Origin of the sequence: Pseudomonas fungipugnans (assembly GCF_029955235.1) — a bacterium.
Classification (GTDB): domain Bacteria; phylum Pseudomonadota; class Gammaproteobacteria; order Pseudomonadales; family Pseudomonadaceae; genus Aquipseudomonas; species Aquipseudomonas fungipugnans.
This window is the reverse complement of the sequence record NZ_JARBWL010000001.1, coordinates 439,434-456,632: the sequence shown is the minus strand read 5'-3', so window position 1 is coordinate 456,632 and position 17,199 is coordinate 439,434. Positions and strand designations below refer to the sequence as shown.

Here is a 17,199-nt window from a genome sequence, read left to right as displayed (position 1 = left end):
TGGAGGTTCTCACTGTTTCGGTTGTTCGAGTCGAGCCGACACGGCTGGATCAGAAGTCGCGGGTGCTGCATGTTTGGGGGCCGGATCCGGCATGATTTCCTGTAGCGACGGCAGGCCGAAGCGGTCGGGTTTACCCGCCGTGGCCGGATCTACGTCGGTGCGGTTCCACCAGCCGCCGCCCAATGCCTGGAACAGCGCGGTGGTATCGCTGTAGCGCGCGGCCTGCGCCCGGACGCGGGTGACGATGGCGTTCTGATAGGTTTGTTGCGCGGTGAGCAGACTCAGGTAGTTGACCGCGCCGAGCCGGAACTGCGCCTGCGCCAGGTCCAGACTCTGCTGAGCCGCCTGTTCGGCGATCACCTGTTGATTGAGCGCATCGGCATCGGCTTGCAGTGCCCTCAGTGCGTTGGCCACATCCTCAAAGGCCGAGACTACGGTGCCACGGTAACGAGCCGCCGACTCATCGTAGGCCGCCACGGCGGCGCGCTTGCGATGCTCCAGCGCGCCGGCATCGAAGATCGGCTGAGTGATCGATCCGGCGAGGCTCCAGATACCGGTGCCCGACGAAAACAACCGGGTGCCGGCCAGCACCTCGGAACCCAGCGAACCGGTGATGCTGAACTGCGGCAACTGATTGGACACGGCGACGCCTATGTTGGCGCTGGCTTGATGCAGCTGGGCTTCGGCGGAACGCACATCGGGGCGCTGCAAGACGATGGCCGAAGGCAGGCTGAGGGGCAGTTGCTCAGGCAGATGCAGTGAAGCCAGGTCGAAGCGCTCGCCCTGATCCTGATTCGGGAAGCGGCCCAGATAGGCCATCAACTGGTTGCGCGTTTGCGCGAGTTGCTTTTGCAGCGGCGGCAAGGTGGCGCGGGTTTGCGCAAGGCTTGCCTGTTGAGTGAGTACGTCGGTGTCGGCGATTGCGCCCAGTTCACGTCGGGATTTGAGCAGGTCGAGCTGGTCGCTCTGCAGTTGGATGATTTGCTCGGTGGCCGTTATCTGATCGCGCAAAGACGCCAGGTTCACCGCCGTATTGACGACGTTCGAGCTCAATGTCAGGTAAGTCGCTTCCAACTGGTAGCGCTCGTACTCGGCTTGGGCAGCCGTTGACTCGATCTGGCGCCGAACGCCGCCGAAAACGTCCGGGGCATAGGAAACGTTCAGGGATGCTGCATTGACCGTCAAAATCGGTATTGAGCTGCTGCCCGAGGTGGACGAGCCAAAGCTGACCGGCGACACCTTCTCGCGGGTTTTCGATGCCGTGGCGCTCAGCGAGGGAAACAGCGACGCCTGATCGGCGTAGACCAGTTCGTTGGCCTGCCGCAGTGCTGCCTGAGCGGCGGCCACATCGGTGTTGGCGCGAAGGGCTTCTTCGACCAGCGCATTGAGGGTCGGCGAGCGGAACAGCGTCCACCACTGGCCGGGAATATCCATGCCGGCAACCAGCCGCTGTGCTGCGCCGCCTGCAACGTCGCCTGCGGAGGCGGTCGTTGCAGGCAACTTTTCCCGCGAGTAATCGGCGTTTTCAGCCACGTCGGGGCGGCTGAAGTTCGGTCCCACTTTGCAGCCAGCGAGCATTGCCAGGCACAGGCAACACACGAGGACAGGGACTCGAGTGAGAGGCTTGGCAGGGTGCCGGGCTTGGGGTTTCAAATTGACCACTGTTTTTACTCTCTCGGTAGTGCGGCGTGGGCACATGTGAGGAGGGGTAGCCAGAACCGGTCATGCCGGTTTTTTTGTGCAAGCTGTCCAACAGGATAGGTGAGTTCGCCAGTTTTGCTGTGGTCCTGGCATGAAGAACTGGTCAGCTGGCGGGGCACGATTGTGATGAGTGTCTGGTCGTGCGCTCGCGCAGCTTCGGATGCACTTGCGATCCGAAGCTGATACGACAGGAAGTCAGCGAGATTCAGCCCAGATCAGCGGCACTATGACGCTCCGGCACCTGACTCGATTCATCGCCCCACGTGCGGTTGACGCGCTGCCCGCGAATCACCGCAGGCCGGTTGGCGATGTCTTCTGCCCAGCGCTGCACATGGGTGTATTCGTCGGCGGCGAGAAACTCGGCGGCCGAGTACACGTTGTTGCGCACCAGTTGCCCGTACCACGGCCAGACCGCGATATCGGCGATGGTATAGCGGTCGCCGGCCAGGTACGGGGTTTCGCCCAGGCGTCGATCAAGGACATCCAGCTGACGCTTGGCTTCCATGGTGAAGCGGTTGATCGGGTATTCCAGCTTCTCTGGGGCATACGCGTAGAAATGCCCGAAACCGCCGCCCAGATAAGGCGCTGCACCCATCTGCCAGAACAGCCAGTTCAGGGTTTCGGTGCGCCCTGCCGGGTCGGTGGGCAGGAAGGCGCCGAACTTTTCCGCGAGGTAAAGCAGGATCGAACCGGATTCGAATACGCGAACGGCAGGCGTTACGCTGCGGTCCAGCAGCGCCGGAATTTTCGAGTTGGGGTTGATCTCGACGAAGCCGCTGGAGAACTGATCACCTTCACCGATGCGAATCAGCCAGGCATCGTATTCGGCATCCGTGTGTCCAAGCGCCAGCAGCTCTTCGAGCAGGATGGTGACTTTCACGCCATTGGGCGTGGCCAGCGAATACAGCTGCAACGGCTGCTGGCCAACGGGAAGTACCTTGTCGTGGGTCGGCCCGGCGACGGGGCGGTTGATGCTGGCGAACTGGCCGCCAGACGGGGCGTCATTTTTCCAGACTGTCGGGGGAACATACGGCGCTTTGCTCATAAGACGAACCTCATCGTTTGTTTGCTGTGGTCGCGTGGACCACACATGAAAAATGCTTGGGGCCACTTCGGGCGGGCCTACAGGGCCAGGCCCTGCAACGCGATTGCCAATGGAGCAGGGCCGCCGGTTTGCTGAACCGGCAGCGGGGACGCTGCCTGGGTGCGATAACTCAGCGGGCTTGTACCCCACTGCTTCTGAAACACACGCCGCATGCGTTCCTCCCGACCGAAGCCGACGGTTTCGGCAATTCTTTTGATCGGTTCGCGGGTGGTTTTCAGCAGTCGGCCGGCCGCTTCAAGACGTAAATTCTCCACGGCCTGGGCGGGCGTTTCGCCGGTGGCGGCGACATAGGCACGGGCAAAGTGACGTGGGCTCATGCCAAATTGCTCGGCCAGCCGCTCGACGCGTAAATCGCCATTCAGATTGCCGGCAATCCAGGCGTGCAGGCGGGCCAGGCGTACATCCGGATCGGTGCGCAGTGCCCTGGACTGTGCATCAAGCGATGCACTGAGTTGCGACTGCTCCGGGGATCGCCACAGGAACACTGTGAAATAGCGTGCCAGCGACAACGCCGCCTGGGGCCCGAGGTCTTGTTCGACCAGGCCAAGGGCCAGGTCGATACCGGCGGTTGCACCCCCGCAGGTCCAGAGGTTGCCGTCGTGCAGGTAAAGCCCGTCGGGTTGGCATAACACCGCCGGGTAGCGCGTCTGTAACTCTTCGGTGAATTTCCAGTGGGTCACGACCTTGCGCCCGTCGAGCAAGCCGGCGGCCGCCAGGGCAAACGCACCGGTGCCTATCGAGCAGAGGCGGCGGATTTCGGTGGCTCGGCGGCGCAACCAGTCGCGGGCGTGTTCGTTGGCCTCCAATGCGGCCATCCCCGGTCCGCCCGCCACGATCAGCGTGTCGATCTCGGGTGCCTGCTGGTCGATCTGTTCCAGTGAACAGGTGCTCACCGCGATCCCCGAGATCGACATGACCTGGCCACCTTGCGGCGAGGCAATCAACAGGCGATAGGGCGGATGCGCTGCGAAGTCGCCGCGCAAGATGCGCGGTATGGCGGCAAACACCTCCAGCGGGCCAGCGGCGTTGAGCAACAGATGGTCATCGAATGCCAGGACCACCACCGTGCGCAAAGGGGCGGATGCCGGGATGTCCGACATGGCAGCAAAGGAGGGGTGTTTGGCATGGAGCGGCACGGCGGGCCTCGACATACTGGATTCAACGTATCAATGAGAGCACGACAATGCCGCTAAAACCTTCTGCTGCCAAGCTCCCCGATGTGCCGAACGCGTCTTCAACCCGCCTGGACAGCACCACGCTCAGACGTCAGAAGACCGGCCTGACCGCTGTTGATCACGCCCGCAGCGCCGGTGGCTACACGCTGTTCGCCCCGCAAACGGCTGACGGCAATGTGTTCTTGATCAACCTTGATGGCGAGATCGTGCATCGCTGGAAATTGCCCCAGCGCCCCGGTCGCGATGCGGTGTTATTGCGCAACGGCAATCTCGGTTACAACGGCAATCATCCCGATTCTCCCGCGTTGTTCCCCGGCTGGTCGGTGTGGCATGGCGGTGCATTCAGCGAGGTCACGCCTGATGGCGAAGTGGTCTGGGAGCACACCGACCTGTTCCATCATCACGACGCCCAATGGCTGGATAACGGGCACCTGCTCTACACCACCGTCGAGCCGTTGAGCCCGGAGCTGGCGAGCCGTGTCGTGGGCGGGATTCCCGGCAGCGAGGCGGCCGGGGGCGTGATCTATGCCGACGTGGTCAAGGAAGTGGATCGCCAGGGTCAGGTCGTCTGGGAGTGGCGCAGTTGGGAGCATCTACGCCCCGAAGATTACCCGCTGCATGACGCCTTTGAGCGTTACCACTGGCCGATGACCAACGCCGTTTCCCCCGGCCGCGATGGCAAGGTGATCCTCAGCCTGCGCAGCGTGTCTTCGGTGATTACGATTCAGAGTGGCAGCGGTGAAGTGCTGTGGCGGTTGGGCCACGATCTGGTCGCGCAGCAGCATTGCCCGAGCGAGTTGGAGAACGGGCACATTCTGGTGTTCGACAACGGTATTTCCCGCCCGCATGTCAGCATGCCGCACTCGCGCATCCTGGAAATCGACCCGCTGACCCGGTGCATCGAATGGCAATACGCCGATTCGCCGGGCTACGCCTTTTTCACGCCGTTCATGGGCGGTGCACAGCGTTTGCATAACGGCAACACGCTGGTGACCGAGGCCAACTTTGGTCGGTTGTTTGAAGTCACCCGGGCCGGGGAAGTGGTTTGGGAGTACATCAATCCGTATTTCGCCGCGTATCCCGATCAGGCATCCAGGAACTACCTGCCGGGCGAGAACAACGCGATCTTCCGCGCGCACCGTTATCAGCGAGAAGACATACCGTGGTTGCGTGACTGAACGAGACGCCCGGAGCTTGAGGACGGAACTTCCCTGTGGCGAGGGAGCTTGCTCGCGCTGGACTGCGCAGCAGGCCCCTGTTTTTTTGAAGAGCGGGACCGCTTCGCGCTCCAGCGGGAGCAAGCTCCCTCGCCACGGGTTTATGGCTCGGCCCTGGACTACTTTTTCGGCGTTTTACCACTGGTGGAGATGTGCAGGTACGTCATCACACTTTCGGTCAGTGTGGCGAGGGAGCTTGCTCGCCACGGGGTTATGGTTCGACACCGGACTATTTTTTCGGCGTTTTACCACTGGTGGAGATGTGCAGGTACGTCATCACACTTTCGATCAGTGTGGCGAGGGAGCTTGCTCGCGCTGGACTGCGCAGCAGGCCCCTGCTTTTTTGAAGAGCGGGACCGCTTCGCGCTCCAGCGGGAGCAAGCTCCCTCGCCACGGGTTTATGGTTCGACACCGGACTACTTTTTCGGCGTTTTACCACTGCTGGAGATGTGCAGGTACGTCATCACACTTTCGGTCAGTGTGGCGAGGGAGCTTGCTCCCGCTGGACTGCGCAGCAGGCCCCTGCTTTTTTGAAGAGAGGGACCGCTTCGCGCTCCAGCGGGAGCAAGCTCCCTCGCCACGGGTTTATGGTTTGACACCGGACTATTTTTTCGGCGCTTTACCACTGGTGGAGATGTGCAGGTACGTCATGACACTTTCGGTCAGTGTGGCGAGGGAGCTTGCTCCCGCTGGACTGCGCAGCAGGCCCCTGCTTTTTTGAAGAGAGGGACCGCTTCGCGCTCCAGCGGGAGCAAGCTCCCTCGCCACGGGTTTATGGCCCGGTACCGGACTACTTTTTCGGCGTTTTACCACTGGTGGAGATGTGCAGGTACGTCATCACACTTTCGATCAGTGTGGCGAGGGAGCTTGCTCGCGCTGGACTGCGCAGCAGGCCCCTGCTTTTTTGAAGAGAGGGACCGCTTCGCGCTCCAGCGGGAGCAAGCTCCCTCGCCACGGGTTTATGGCTCGGCCCTGGACTACTTTTTCGGCGTTTTACCACTGGTGGAGATGTGCAGGTACGTCATCACACTTTCGGTCAGTGTGGCGAGGGAGCTTGCTTGCGCTGGACTGCGCAGCAGGCCCCTGCTTTTTTGAAGAGCGGGACCGCTTCGCGCTCCAGCGGGAGCAAGCTCCCTCACCACGGGTTTATGGCTCGGCACCGGACTATTTTTTCGGCGCTTTACCACTGCTGGAGATGTGCAGGTACGTCATCACACTTTCGGTCAGTTCAGTCGCCAGCTTCACCGCTTCTTCGTTTCGCGCCATGACGCCCGCAACCAGGCCTTCGATCAGCGCGAGCACGGCGATGTTGGAGCTGGTCAGGACCGGATGATCAGCGGGTGCGAACAGTGTGTGTTCGGCGATGCTGGTCAGCGGTGAGGCGGGGGAGTCGGTGATGGCCAGCACCGTGGCGCCACGCTCGTTGGCGAAGCGTGCCAGTTGCAGGGTGTCGAGGGAATAGCGCGGCAGGGAGATCGCCAGCAGCACGTCCTTTTCGGTGATCGCCGCGAGGCGGTACGCGGCGTTTTCGTTGCCGCCTTCCATGCTGATGGCGGTGGCGTCGGCACAGAACGGCATCAGGGTCGAAGCGGCAAGGCCGGCGAAATAGACGCTGTTGCCAAAGCCCAGGATGTAGATCTTGCGCGCGGTGGTCAGCCGGGTGACGAAGGCTTCAAAGGTATCGGCATGGTTATTGGTCGCCGCTGTCGCGAGGTTGCTGCTGGCGCTCTGAATCTGCTCATGCAGACCAAACGCGCCGCCGGGCCGATGGGCCAGTTCGTTGCGCAGCTTGTCGACCGGCGAGACCATCTGCTGCAATGTCGCCACCAGCTCGGCCTTCATGCCGGTGTAGCCCCCCAGGTCCATGGCCTTGGCCAGGCGATTGACGGCGGCGGTTGAGGTCAAGGTTTCGTGGGCCATCTCTTCGATGGTCAGTGTTGCCGCTCGCAGCGGATGACGCAGGATAAAGTCCGCGACCTTGCGCAGCGACGGTGGCAAATCGGCAACGATTTCCGCCAGTTTGCGCATGACCGGTGCGGCATAGACCGTGGTGTTTTTCGATGGGGTCGGCATGTGCGGCTCAACAGTTCCTGAGGGCATAAGGTTGGCTGGAGTGTATCCGAAGCCAACCGCTGGTGCGCAGCGCTGAAAATGAGCGAGCGCTATTTCAAACTGCCGGAAAGAAATTGCTGGAGGCGTTCAGACTGCGGATTGACCAGCACTTCGCGCGGGTCGCCGCGTTCTTCGACCTGGCCCTTGTGCAGAAACACCAATTGGTTCGAGACCTCGCGGGCGAAGCCCATTTCGTGGGTCACGACCACCATGGTCCGGCCTTCCAGGGCCAGGTCCTGCATGACTTTGAGCACTTCGCCGACCAGTTCGGGGTCGAGTGCCGAGGTGGGTTCGTCGAACAGCATCACTTCCGGTTCCATGGCCAGCGCGCGGGCGATCGCCACGCGCTGCTGTTCGCCACCGGACATGTGCGCCGGCCACGCGTCCATGCGATGGGCCACACCGACTTTGTTCAGATAGTGCTCGGCTTTTTCCCGGGCTTGTTTCTTGTCGATGCCAAGGACATGCACCGGGGCTTCCATGACATTTTCCAGCGCACTCATGTGCGACCAGAGGTTGAAGTGCTGGAACACCATCGACAGTCGCGAACGCATGCGCTGCAGCTGTTTGGGCTCGGCAGCCTTGAGGCCGCCGAGTTTGTTGCTCACCAGTTTCAGCTGTTCACCGTTGAGCACGATATTGCCGGCGTTGGGCTGCTCCAGCAGGTTGATGCAGCGCAGGAACGTGCTTTTGCCGGAGCCGCTGGAACCGATGATGCTGATCACGTCGCCGGCCTTCGCCTCCAGGGACACACCCTTGAGTACCTGGTGGCTGCCGTAGCTTTTGTGCAAGTTCTGAATTTCAAGTTTGTACATGCTGTTCACTCTTCTGGAATCAGTCGCTGAGCAAGCGACCCTGGCGAATAAGGCGGGTGCCGGCGACTTTGGCCAGCCACAAACCAGGCTGGGCAAAACGCAGACGTTCACGGGCATAGAGGATGCCGTCGGTGCTGGCGCGCACGATGCTGTGCCGGTCGGTCAGCGGGTCAAGCACTTCAAACAGCGGATCGCCGACCCGAACCCGCGCACCCAGCGGTTGCAGGAAACTCACCACGCCGGGGTGGGGCGCATAGGCGTACTGCGTGCCGGCGAAAGGCGTCGCTTCACAACAGGTCGTCGGCGCGGCCGGCCAGTCACCGCTGATCAGCCCTTGCTCGGCGAGATAGCCAAGAATGGCCTCGGCGCTGTCGACACATTGCTCACGTCCGGTGTCGGCCATGCCCCGTAATTCGAGGGTGGTGGCCACGCAGGCCAACGCAATACCGGCCTCAGGGAAAAGCTCGGCCAGACGCAACCAGGGGATAGCGCAGGCTTCATCGAAGGCACTGCCACCGGCGTCCTCGGCCAGCAACGCGGCGCCGGCCCCGAGTCGAGCGGCCAATGAACGCAAGCGTGGCCAGTTCTGCGGCATGGCGTAAAGCAGCATGATCGACTCGAAGTCGCAATGCAGATCCAGCACCACATCAGCGTCACACGCATGGCGCAGCAACAGGCGCCGCTGGCCATCGAGCTCTGACGTCGCGGGTGGCATGTCGGCGAGGACATCGAGCATGGCGCGACGGATCAGCGCGGTGTTAGCGTCAGCGTCGGCGCCCAGTTGGTCTTTGACCAGCGCCGCCACGGCTTCGGTCAGCTCCGGGAAGTCGCGGTTGAAATTCTTGCCGCTGGAAAACTCGAAGCGACCCTGATGGGCGGCCTGGAACATCTGCGCGATGCCGATCGGGTTGGCCATCGGCACCAACTCGATCACCCCGTTGAGCCGACCCTGTTCTTCCAGCACCCGCAGGCGCCGCTTGAGTTCAACCGCCACGCGCATCCCTGGCAGCTCATCGGCATGCAAGGACGCCTGGATATAAGCCTTGCGCGGCCCACTGCCAAAGCGAAACAGCGACAGACGCCGCTCAGTGCCCGACGCACTCCACGGCAACAGGTATTCGATGTGTTCCATAACAGCTCCTTAATGCTTGCGCGGTGCCAGGTACGCCAGCCAGCGGCGCTCGGCCAACTTGAACAGACGCACCAGAATGAAGGTCAGGGCCAGGTAGATGAGGCCGGCGGTGATGAATGCCTCGAACGGCAGATAGAACCGCGAACTGACCGTACGCGCGGCTCCGGTGATGTCCACCAGCGTGACAATCGATGCCAGGCTGGTGGTTTGCAGCATCATCAGCACTTCATTGCTGTATTGCGGTAATGCCCGGCGCAAGGCCGAGGGCAGCAGAATCCGTCGGTACAAGGTGAAGCGCGACATGCCCATGGCTTTGGCGGCTTCGATTTCGCCATGCGCCGTGGACTTCAGGCTGCCGGCCAGCAGTTCGGCACTGTAGGCACTGGTGTTGATCGCAAACGCCAGGCAGGCGCAAAAGGTGGCACTGGACAGGTAGGGCCAGAGCACGCTTTCACGCACTGCCGCAAACTGCGCCAGGCCGTAGTAGATCAGGAATAATTGCACCAGCATCGGCGTGCCACGAATGACGTAGGTGTAAAGCCAGGCCGGGAAACTGAGCAGCGGTGAGCGGGAGACCCGCATCAGCGCCAACGGAATCGCCAGCATCAGGCCGAACGCCAGGGAAATCAGCAGCACTTTGAGGGTCAACAAGGCGCCGTTGAAATACAGCGGCAGGTTTTCCCAGATCAGGTTGTAGTCGAGCATCAGCGGTGGCTCCCCATCACAATTCGGCGGCTTTGATGCCGACCGAATAGTGTTTTTCCAGATAGCGCAGCACCAGCAGCGACACGCTGGTGAGCATCAGATACAGCGCCGCCACCGCGAGGAAAAACGTAAACGGCTCGTGGGTCGCGTCCGCGGCGTTCTTGGCCTTGAACATCATGTCCTGCAGGCCGATGACCGAGATCAGCGCGGTGGATTTGGTCAGCACCAGCCAGTTGTTGGTGAACCCCGGAATGGCGAAACGAATCATCTGCGGCACCAGGATTCGCCAGAACACTTGCATGCCGCTCATGCCGTACGCCGCACCGGCTTCGGCCTGGCCTTTGGGGATTGCCATGAATGCCCCACGAAAGGTTTCGCTGAGATAGGCACCAAAGATGAAGCCCATGGTGCAGACGCCGGCAATGAACGGATTGATGTCGATGTAGCGGGTGTAACCGAGCCCGAGGGCGATGCGGTTCACCAGGTCCTGACCGCCGTAGAAGATCAGCAGGATCAACACCAGGTCCGGAATACCGCGGATCAGGGTGGTGTAACTTTCGCCGAGCATCGCCAGCCATTTGAGCGGCGACAACCGAAAGGCTGCACCGATCAGACCGAGGACAATCGCCATGGCCATCGAGGTCAGGGCCAGGTTTATGGTCAGCCAGGCGCCATCGAGAATGCTCGATCCGTAGCCGTGAAGCATGATGAAGTTCCTCAAGCGAGCGCCAGAAAACGCGCGAGTAAAGACCAAAGCGCTACCCGCAAGGGGTCGGCGCCAGGGTTGCGGTCAGGTGTTTATTCGCCGTAGATATCGAACGCGAAATACTTGCTCATCACTTGCTGGTACTTGCCATTGGCGCGGATCGCGTCAATCGCAGCGTTCAGGCGTGCCACGTTCACGGTGTCGCCCTTGCGCACTGCAATCCCGGCGCCGCGACCGAAGTATTTCGGGTCGTTGATGTCCGGGCCAACCAAGGCAAAACCGTTGCCGGCCGGGGTTTTGATGAAGCTCTCGTTGGTGTTGACGATGTCGGCAAGGGTGGCATCCAGACGACCCGATGCCAGGTCGAGAAAGGCTTCGTTCTGTGAGCCATAGCGAACGATTTCGACCCCGGCTTTTTCCAGCTGCTCGGTGGCAAAACGGTCGTAGGTAGAAGAGCGTTGCACGCCGACTTTCTTGCCCTTGAGATCCACCAGTGGGTCGGTGATCACGTTACCGGTCTTCATCGCGAACTTGCCCGGCGTGTGGTAGTACTTTTTGCTGAAATCCACCGATTTCATCCGGTCTTCAGTGATCGACATCGATGACAGCACGGCATCGATCTTGCGCACCTTGAGCGACGGAATCATGCCGTCGAACTCCTGAATGACCCACTCACATTTGACCTTCATCTCTTCGCACAGCGCGTTGCCGATGTCGTAGTCGAAACCACTGACATTGCCCTCGGGGGTCTTGTACGAGAAGGGCGGGTAAGCAGCCTCGATACCGATGCGCAAGCTGTCGTCGTCGGCGTGAGCCAGAAAGCTTGCGGCACACAGTGCCAGGGCACCTAGAAGTTCTGTCTTGTTCATATTGTTGACTCCTTGGAGGGACGGTGTGGGTGCAGTTACGTGCCGTCCGGATTGGCGCTGGAGCAGTCCTGTTGATTGTGCGGGGCTATAAATGACATGTTTTATTTCATTAATCAATCATCTGAAAATAAACGTATCGGTCGAGGGCGCAAAAAATCCCGGATTTACCGGGATCCTGCTTGTTGCCGCTGGCTCGGCAGTGGGTGCCAGAGCGGTTGCGGGCGGGTGAGTTCCGCCGGTCAGGATGAAGGGCGGGTGTGCATGTCACTCTCCCTTGCGTTCGCGATATGGCAACCACCCGCGGTGGCTACGCCACCGAGCGTCTTTTTCACTGTCGGGGGATTAGCGGCAAGTGCAAATACACGTCAGTGTCGGAATAGATTTTGTGTGAGTGCGTTTCATGAACGAACCATTGCCGGGACTGTTTCCTGAGGCATTTAATCTTGCCGTCAGACAACAAGTTTCGAAAGATATTTAAACAGTGGCTTGTACAGTTATAAATCTCCGTTTAGTATCCGCAGGCATTAAAGGGCATTTTGCCATCTGGGCATATCCAGAGGGGTCACAAGGATGAAGGCTCTCATTGTCATGAAGAAAAAAATCTAGAACGCCGGACTTTTTTCAGAAGTTTGCGCACTTGAATGTCGCTCTTCGTCGGCTCTTGCCAAGCGGATGTCTGACGCCGCGTGTTGGCCATAGCGTCAGTACCTGCTAGTACTATCGCCAGCGAAAAACATCAGTAAATCCCTGTTTTTAAAGGATTTATTAAAGATCAAAGGTGTGCAAAACCTGCACCGACAGACCGTAGATTGCTTCTTCTCGGTCGAGGCTTTGCCTGAAATACCCGTGTTTTACTGAACTAAATGAACTGCCGGGTTTAATTAGAGCTTATATTCTTCTTACGCACTTTTATGTGCGTGTACCGCTCGGTTAGTTTGCTGTTATTGCACTGACGGGTTTATTTAGTGATGTTGTACCGACAAGTTTAATTAAGGCAATGCATTATATTGAATGGCTCGAGAACGCCGCTCTGGAGTTCGCGCAGTGTCTATTCCGGTATGCAGCGCCGGGTTTAAGATAAGTGTTACAAGTTGTGACAAGTTTGTTTTGAATTGATTTTGGCTTTAGCCAGTTTGGCTGTTTCTCTTGTCCAGGTGTGCGAGCGCGGCGCCGTGTGCCTGATAAACAAGAAGGGTGTGCTTTGACTGAAGAGCGTGGGTCGTCTGCGGGTGTCGCAAACGGCGAGCTACATCGCTTTTCTCGGTTTCCATCTGCTAAGAACAAGGAGTGTCAGGATGAGCAACGACAACATGCTGAATCGGTCGGTCCCGTTATTGACCGACATCGGAATCGAGAAACTCGCAGCGTGCAGCGTGGTGATCGCTGGCTGCGGAGGGGTGGGAGGCGCGATGGCTCTGACGCTCTGCCGGATGGGCGTCGAGACGTTCAAACTGGCGGACCCCGGCGTATTCGACCCGCCGGACATGAACCGTCAGTGGGCCGCCACCGGGCGCACGATGGGTCGCAACAAAGCGCTGGTCTATCGCGAGTTGATCCTTGATTTGAATCCCCGGGCCAAGGTCGAGATTTTTGTCGAGGGCATCACTGACAGCAATCAAGGCGAGTTTTTGTCAGGGGCCGACATCATGGTCGACTGTCTGGACGCCAGTGTGCCCTACAGCCTGAGAGAGTCGTTGCACCGCAAGGCTCGCCAACAGGGCATTTTCAGCGTCGTCGGTCCGATCATGGGCTTTGGCTGCTTTGCCATTTGTTCCTCGCCCAAGGGCCTGGGGATGGAGTTCTGGACCGAGACACTGAAGGTGGCCAAGGAGCAGGGCACATTGCCGCCGGTCTTTGATGAGATATTTGTACCGCAGCATATGCAGGCGATCGTTAAAAGCCTTGAAGTCGGCAAGGTGCCGACCGTTGCAGTCGGGCCGTTGATCGCCACCTCGTTGTTGGCAACCGAGTGCGTGAATTATTTGTTGCATGGCACGGTGCCGGGATTCCGGGAGCCGATCGTTCTGCCGAAGGTGATGTTCTTCGATTTGAATCGGATGAACTACAAAGTCATCGACGTTTGCACGTTGAGCGAACCGGCATGAATGGCGTGGGGGATTCACCACAGACGCGTCGCAGCATCCTTGCGCAGGCGGGATTCAATCTCGATCTGGTCCCGGCTTGCCGGGTTGCCGATGACTATCAGACCGACAGTCTGATGAACGTTACCGTCAGTGCCCAGCCTTTGCCCGACGGGGACGACGGTCTCGATACGCGTTTGTCACAGTCTTTCAATGCCTTGTTCGGCATGCCGCTGGTCATTGCGGTGGCTCAGGGGCGAATGGCGGAAGCCATCCTCAGTAACGCCCTGGTTGTCCCCGGTGACCGTGTTCCCGGCAGCCTGCCGTTTCCGACAATGCAGGCCCACCTGCAGCGAAACGGCGCGGTGTCCGTGCCTGTCGCCGCTGCGAATGCGCAGCCCGACAGCGCGCTGTTCTGTGGCGATATAGACGTGGTCGCACTGGAACGCGTCATTACGCAGGTCGGTCAGCGAGTGCCGTACCTGTTGCTGGAGGCGTGTACCAATGCAATCGGCGGCCACCCACTGTCCGTTGAAAACCTGCGAGCCATCCGGGAAGTTGCCGATCGTCACGAGATTCCGGTGTTCCTGGATGCCACGCGAATTTTCAGCAATGCCAGCCTGATCCGCCAACGGGCGCCCGGATGGCAGGAGCAGAGTGTCGAAGCGATTGTGCTCGAACTGTGTGCCTTGGCCGATGGGTTGCTGCTGAGTGCAACCAAGGAGTTCCCGTGCTCCATTGGCGGCTTTCTAGCCACGCGAAATCGCGATGTATTTCAACGCTGTCTCGATCAGACCCTGTTGTTCGGCGCGGGCCTCGATGTGTCGGCAAAGCGCCGGCTGGTAGTGGCGATGTCGGATGCCCAGGGGCTGGTCGATGGCGTAGCCGAGCGTCTGCAGCGCGTTCGCAAATTTCAGGCATTGCTGGGGACGGATTGCCAGGCGACCCAACCTTCGGCCGCTCATGGCGTGTTCTTGAATGGCGGGGGGGCGCTTGAGGCCATACCCGGCCATCTGCATCCGGCCCGGGCCTTTCTGAATCACTTGTACGTGAAGTATGGAATCAGGGGGGCGCTCAATCCCGGAGCATCGGTTGAGAGCGGTGAGGCCTTGATTCGCTTTGCCGTGCCGATTGTCGGCAAAAGCGACAACGACGTCGAGACCGCTGCTCGGTGCATTCGAGCCGCGCTCGCGGAAGCTGACGAGTTTGTTGCCCTTGAGGAGGTCAGTCGTCCCGTGGGTGTGAGCGGAGCACTGATGGCCACCTACCGCCCCGTAGAGAGTATTGGATCGTGAAATATTTATTCCTGTGGTTCAGTCTTCTGTTCTCCTCGCTGGTCTTCGGTGCGGCCTCGCCGTCAACCCCCGAACCCAGAGACATCATCTTTCGCTCGGAAGAGCGGCCAACCGGCAACGACTCGGTTTCAATGCTGGTCATTACCTTGACCGACAAGGCTGGCGTCGGCAGAAAGCGCGGTTTTATCTGGTATCACCTGAGCGGTGAACTGGGTGCACGTGACCTGCAGAAGTTTTTCTTCCCGCGCAGTATCAGGAACGTGGCGACGTTCAATGAGGAAGTCAAAGGCGCGGAAGATTTGCAGTACCTGTACTTGCCTGCAGCCAGCAGGGTGCGTCGGGTTTCTTCCAAACACCAGACCTGGGTGGGGTCGGACCTGATTTACGAGGACCTGCAAAAGCTCAAGCTCGATGACTGGGATTTCAGCCTGGTGAGCAGCGCGAGCGAAGACGGATTTCCCGTTTACGTGATCGACTGTACCGCCAAGCCGTCGTCGAATTCAGCGTACGGCAAACGCCGCTACTTCATTCGCTCCGACGGTACGTATTTCCCGAGCCGGATCGATTTTTTCGATGCGAGCAATGCACTGATCAAACGCGTCGAGCGCAAAGATGTGCAGGCCTATGGTGATGCCCTTTATGAGCGGTTCGTGAATGTGACGGATTTCCGCAACGGGCATAGCACGTCGCTGGAGCGCAAATGGGTTCGGGTAAACACTGGCGTATCGGTGCCGATGGTCTCTCTTCGCCAGATGGAACGGGGCATCGAACTTTACTCGGAGCCCTCGGACATCATGCGTTTGGTCGATGACGAGATGAGCAGGATGACGGAATGAACTGGGCGCCTTTTACCCGGCTTCTCGGCCCGTTCGCCTTGATGGCCAGTAGCATCGCTGGAGCAGACGAAGCTGGCGAACCGTTCAGTTTCGCGCCGCTGAGTAATGGCCATACCACGACAACGGGCTTCCTGGACTTGCGCAGTGACGTCGGGCTTGGAAGCGGCGACAAGAAGTCGGGGGCCGGCAGCCTCAAGACCGATGTCGATAGCGGTTACAGAGGCCGAGGACGGTTTGAACTGACTCATCAGATGGAAACGACCCGTCTGGTGCTGTCCGGTGATGCGCAGCTTGAGCGCGAGCGTATGCGTGGTGGTCCGGACCACAATGAGCAGACGGCGCGTGTTTGGGAAAGCTACTTGGAAATCGATGGGGAAAAGCTCAGCTGGCGCATCGGGCGACAGGTTATCCAATGGGGTGTGGCCGACGAAGTCAGTGTGATCGACAGCTTCACGCCCCAGGATTTCCGTAGTTTTCTTGTTCAATCCAGGTTTGAGCGCAAGTGGCCGGTGACCGCCGTGAGCAGCCGATATTTTCTGAGTGGCGAGGACTTTGTCGAGGTGGTCTGGCTGCCCGAATTCAGGGAAGACCTGCTGGCCCGGCCGGGAGAGGAGTGGAGCCTGTTTGTGGAAAACAATTACGTCAGGGGCCTGGGTCTGCGTGAGCGTTCTAGCGCCACGCAGAACGGGCGATTGGGTGACAGCGTATTCGCTGTTCGCAGCATGACACGCCGGGAAACGTTCGATTTTTCGTTGAACTATGCCTATCACTTTGAGCAACTGGCGGCGTTTGAGGCGGACATCGAGGGTGTAGAACCCGATGGAAAGATGCTAGGGACGGTGCAGCCTTACCATGCTCGCCAACAGACCGCGTCCATGGCTTTCGAAACAGGGCGTGAGGGGATCGGATTACGCGGGGAGTTGGCCTATGTGACCGATTCGGGCTATGTCTCTTACGACATGAACGTACCGGGACTGGTTGAGCGGCGTGACACAGTAAGAGGGGTGGCGGGAATTGATTACACGTTCGCCTCGCGAACGTACATCAACGTTCAATACACCCTTGATTATATAAAAAACCATAATTCGATGATGCAGCCCGACAAATTTCGACCCAGTGTGACCTGGCGAGTCAATACGCCGTTGGTGGGCGAAGACCTGTGGTTGGAGTTTCAGGGGCGAGAGTTTTTCAACATGACCGACAGGTTCTGGCGTTTACAGTTGCGCTGGCGAGTGACGGATGACTGGGAGTTACGCGGCGGCGGCCTGCATCTTGCGGGCGCTGACGAGGGTATTTTCGGACAGTTTCGTGACAATGACCAAGTGTATGTGGGTGCTCATTATTACTTCTGAAAAACGCTTGATGCTCTGACACGTCGGCGGGTGCGCCGTCAGGGACCAGGTGAATGAGATGTCATGTGACTTGAATGAAGTGTTTTTCATTCTTGCGC

14 protein-coding genes are annotated in these 17,199 nt (G+C 59.5%); 5 read left to right on the top strand and 9 right to left on the bottom strand.

The window, feature by feature from the left end:
• Positions 1-9 precede the first annotated feature (9 nt).
• The 3 genes from POF45_RS02105 to POF45_RS02095 all read right to left on the bottom strand — a co-directional run bounded on the left by POF45_RS02105 (position 10) and on the right by POF45_RS02095 (position 3,957).
• Positions 10-1,578, bottom strand: coding sequence for an efflux transporter outer membrane subunit (locus POF45_RS02105; protein WP_282314930.1), 1,569 nt, complete (start codon positions 1,576-1,578; stop codon positions 10-12).
• 328 nt (positions 1,579-1,906) lie between these two features.
• Positions 1,907-2,746 (bottom strand): glutathione-dependent disulfide-bond oxidoreductase, encoded by an 840-nt coding sequence (yghU, locus tag POF45_RS02100; RefSeq protein WP_282314929.1) that lies wholly within the window; start codon positions 2,744-2,746, stop codon positions 1,907-1,909.
• Positions 2,747-2,823: 77 nt separating this feature from the next.
• Positions 2,824-3,957 (bottom strand): GlxA family transcriptional regulator, encoded by a 1,134-nt coding sequence (locus tag POF45_RS02095; protein ID WP_282314928.1) that lies wholly within the window; start codon positions 3,955-3,957, stop codon positions 2,824-2,826.
• Between the two features lie 32 nt (positions 3,958-3,989).
• On the opposite strand from POF45_RS02095, the gene POF45_RS02090 reads away from it, so the two are divergent.
• A complete protein-coding gene (locus POF45_RS02090; protein ID WP_282314927.1) occupies positions 3,990-5,159 on the top strand; it encodes an aryl-sulfate sulfotransferase in 1,170 nt (389 codons plus the stop codon).
• Positions 5,160-6,362: 1,203 nt separating this feature from the next.
• Here the strand turns inward: POF45_RS02090 and POF45_RS02085 are convergent.
• The 6 genes from POF45_RS02085 to POF45_RS02060 all read right to left on the bottom strand — a co-directional run bounded on the left by POF45_RS02085 (position 6,363) and on the right by POF45_RS02060 (position 11,537).
• Positions 6,363-7,271 (bottom strand): MurR/RpiR family transcriptional regulator, encoded by a 909-nt coding sequence (locus POF45_RS02085; RefSeq protein ID WP_282314926.1) that lies wholly within the window; start codon positions 7,269-7,271, stop codon positions 6,363-6,365.
• Between the two features lie 89 nt (positions 7,272-7,360).
• Positions 7,361-8,125 carry an ABC transporter ATP-binding protein gene (locus POF45_RS02080; protein WP_259503012.1) on the bottom strand — a complete coding sequence of 255 codons (765 nt, stop codon included), beginning with the start codon at positions 8,123-8,125 and terminating at the stop codon, positions 7,361-7,363.
• Positions 8,126-8,144: 19 nt separating this feature from the next.
• A complete protein-coding gene (locus POF45_RS02075; protein ID WP_282314925.1) occupies positions 8,145-9,257 on the bottom strand; it encodes a succinylglutamate desuccinylase/aspartoacylase family protein in 1,113 nt (370 codons plus the stop codon).
• A 9-nt stretch (positions 9,258-9,266) separates the two neighbouring features.
• Complete coding sequence (locus POF45_RS02070) at positions 9,267-9,962, bottom strand: ABC transporter permease (protein ID WP_409077937.1); 696 nt, start codon at positions 9,960-9,962, stop codon at positions 9,267-9,269.
• Between the two features lie 16 nt (positions 9,963-9,978).
• Positions 9,979-10,668: an ABC transporter permease gene (locus POF45_RS02065; RefSeq protein WP_259503014.1), complete on the bottom strand. Its 690-nt coding sequence runs from the start codon at positions 10,666-10,668 to the stop codon at positions 9,979-9,981.
• Positions 10,669-10,760: 92 nt separating this feature from the next.
• The gene (locus POF45_RS02060; protein WP_282314924.1) at positions 10,761-11,537 is read right to left on the bottom strand and encodes an ABC transporter substrate-binding protein; all 777 of its coding nucleotides are present in this window, start codon (positions 11,535-11,537) and stop codon (positions 10,761-10,763) included.
• Positions 11,538-12,832: 1,295 nt separating this feature from the next.
• On the opposite strand from POF45_RS02060, the gene POF45_RS02055 reads away from it, so the two are divergent.
• Genes POF45_RS02055 through POF45_RS02040 form a run of 4 tightly spaced genes read left to right on the top strand, consistent with a single transcriptional unit; the run spans position 12,833 to position 17,101 of the window.
• Complete coding sequence (locus POF45_RS02055; RefSeq protein WP_259503016.1) at positions 12,833-13,642, top strand: ThiF family adenylyltransferase; 810 nt, start codon at positions 12,833-12,835, stop codon at positions 13,640-13,642.
• Positions 13,639-14,913 (top strand): beta-eliminating lyase-related protein, encoded by a 1,275-nt coding sequence (locus tag POF45_RS02050; RefSeq protein ID WP_282314923.1) that lies wholly within the window; start codon positions 13,639-13,641, stop codon positions 14,911-14,913. Before POF45_RS02055 ends, POF45_RS02050 begins: the two co-directional genes overlap by 4 nt.
• Entirely contained in the window at positions 14,910-15,749 is an 840-nt protein-coding gene (locus tag POF45_RS02045) for an outer membrane lipoprotein-sorting protein (RefSeq protein WP_259503018.1), read from the top strand. The genes POF45_RS02050 and POF45_RS02045 overlap by 4 nt, the downstream gene beginning before the upstream one ends.
• A complete protein-coding gene (locus POF45_RS02040) occupies positions 15,746-17,101 on the top strand; it encodes a DUF1302 family protein (RefSeq protein ID WP_282314922.1) in 1,356 nt (451 codons plus the stop codon). The genes POF45_RS02045 and POF45_RS02040 overlap by 4 nt, the downstream gene beginning before the upstream one ends.
• Positions 17,102-17,199 lie beyond the last annotated feature (98 nt).